3 protein-coding genes (1 of these 3 running past the window's edge) are annotated in these 2,211 nt (G+C 71.1%); all 3 read right to left on the bottom strand.

Annotated features, from left to right (window positions below; all coding sequences use genetic code 11):
* Window positions 1–1,153: tetratricopeptide repeat protein (locus KDM41_04470; GenBank protein MCB1182665.1), on the bottom strand; the 1,153-nt coding region annotated here is incomplete at its 3' end.
* A gap of 50 nt (window positions 1,154–1,203) precedes the next feature.
* Window positions 1,204–1,860, bottom strand: a complete 657-nt coding sequence (locus KDM41_04465) for an energy transducer TonB (protein MCB1182664.1) — start codon at window positions 1,858–1,860, stop codon at window positions 1,204–1,206.
* Window positions 1,860–2,211, bottom strand: the 3' portion of a protein-coding gene (locus KDM41_04460; protein ID MCB1182663.1) for a biopolymer transporter ExbD. It continues 155 nt past the right edge of the window; the window shows 352 of its 507 coding nt (coding positions 156–507); its start codon lies beyond the right edge, outside the window; the stop codon is at window positions 1,860–1,862. Before KDM41_04460 ends, KDM41_04465 begins: the two co-directional genes overlap by 1 nt.

Here is a 2,211-nt window from a genome sequence, read left to right as displayed (position 1 = left end):
CGCAGTAGCCCTCCATGAGCAGGGCGCGCCCCGACTCGTCCCGGTCCGCGATGCGGGCGAAGGCCTCGCGGGCCTGGGCGTATTCCTGACGCAGGTAGTGGATGTCGCCCAACAGGGCCCACAGCCGCGGCGACTCCTCCGCGGCCAGGGCCTCGTTGAGCACGTCGAGGGCCGCGTCGGTCTCGTGGGCCGCGACGAGGGCCGAACCCAACCGCTCCCACTCCTCGGCCCGGGCGCTGTCGCCCAGGGCGGCGGCGTACTGCCGGCTGGCGAGCCAGGGCACGCCGAGCACCACGTAGAGGTCGCCGAGCTGCTGGGTCTCGGCCGGAGTCAGCTCGCGCAGGAAGCCGACGAAGCGCAGGGACACGGCGGCCTCGCGGTAGTTCTTCTTGCCGGCCTCGTGCTGGTACTTGAGGTACCAGGCGTCGGGCTCCTCGGCGAACGTGTCGACCATGCGGGCGACGGCGGCGTCGGCCCGTTCCGGCCGGCCGAGACGCGCCGCGGCGATGACCAGCCCGCGGTACCACGGCAGCTGGGGGAAGCCCGCGTCGCCGCTGGTCAGCTCGGTGAAGACATCGACCGCGCGTTCGGTCTCGTTGCCCATGAGGTAGGCCGCGCCCGCGAAGTACAGCACCTGGGACGGGTGTTCGGGCGAGGTGCGGTAGCCCTGCACGAAGGCGTCGCCGGCGAGCTCGAAATCCTCCAGATCGTACGACGTGTCGGCCAGGCCGAGCCAGCCGCGGTCGAGGTCGGGCTCAAGCTGCACCGATCTGCGGTAGTGCTCGCGGGCCAGGGCCGTCTCGTCGAGGTCGGCCAGGTTCTGGGCCAGGTGCAGGCGCAACAGGTAGTGGTCCTGATCGGGATGGTCGCGCAGGTGCCCGGTGAGCAGGTCGACGGCCTTCTGCGGCTCGCGGCGCTTGCCGTAGGTGGCGGCGCGGAAGACGACCTTGCGCAGCTTGCGGGGCAGGTTCGCCAGGTCGTAGAGGCTCGCCGGCGCGTCGCCGTTCGCCTCGCCGGACGTCACGGCGGCCGCGGCGTCTTCCGCCGGCACCGACTCGGCGGCATCGCCGGGCGTGACGACGAACCAGATCAGCCCCACCCCGATGATCCAGGGCAGGAGCCATTCCAGGGACTGTCTCAGCATCTTGCGCATCGCGACACTCTCCATCTCGGACGGCCCTCCCTTCAGCCGGCTCCCTCCGGTCAATTCAGGTCGAACCGCAGCGTCGTCACCACCCACGAGGGCACGGGCTCGCCGGCGATGGTGCCCGGCTGGAACTTCCAGCGGGGCAGCGCCCGGCGCACCTCTTCCTCGAAGTACCCTTCCGGCTTGGCCTTCAGGACGTTCACGTTCCCCACCGAGCCGTCGGCCCGGACCAGGAACTTCACCGCCACGTAGCCCTCGACCCCGCGCTCGCGCGCCTTGAACGGGTACTCGGGCGGAATGCGCACCGTCGCCTGGGGCGCCTGGTCGAGGTCGACCGAGTCGAAGATCATCTCGGACGGGTCCTCGCGCGTGTCGACGTCGCCGATGTTCAGGCCGACGACGAGGTCGCCCACGCCCGGGCCGGCGATGGCCGGCTGGAACAGGTCGGGCGTGAAGTCGGGCTTCTCGGCGGCCGGCGGCGGCGGCTCGGGCTCGTTCACCTCTTCCTGCTTCGGCGGCTCGGGCGGCGCCAGGTTGACCAGGCTGACCCCCACCGGCTCGGTGATGTCCTGGTCGTTGCGGTTCTCGTTGGTCAGGAAGCCCACCAGCGCGAAGAGGAAGATGTTCACCGCCACGGCGGCCACGACGAGGCCCCCGTGGACCGCCAGGCTCCGCAGGCGCAGCACGAACGGGTTGTGGGCCAGGGTCGTCATCAGCCCTCGCTCTCCTGCTTGGCGGCGAGGCTCACGTTCTTGGCGCCCGCGAGGCGGCACTGGTCCATGACGCCCACGACGGCGCCGGTCTCCGAGGCCCGGTCGGCCACGATGACCACGCCGCCCTCGGGGTCCTCGGCCAGGGCCCGCTCGACCAGGCCGCGCACCGAGCGCACGTCGACCTTCTTGCCGTCGAAGTAGACCTCGCCCTCGGGCGAGACGCCGACCATGATCGTGCCCCGCTCCTTGATCTCGGCCGAGGCGGCCGTCGAGCGCGACACGTCGATGCCCGACTCCTTGACGAAGCTCGTGGTGACGACGAAGAAGATCAGCAGCAGGAAGACCATGTCG

It is taken from the genome of bacterium, from assembly GCA_020440705.1.
Taxonomy (GTDB): Bacteria; Krumholzibacteriota; Krumholzibacteriia; order LZORAL124-64-63; family LZORAL124-64-63; genus JAGRNP01.
Note: the sequence above shows the minus strand (reverse complement) of the source record. Positions and strands in the feature narration are given on the sequence as shown.

Excerpts from the sequence above, each read along its gene's own strand:
- KDM41_04465 (MCB1182664.1), bottom strand. The coding sequence starts at position 1,860 with ATGACGACCCTGGCCCACAACCCGTTCGTGCTGCGCCTGCGGAGCCTG.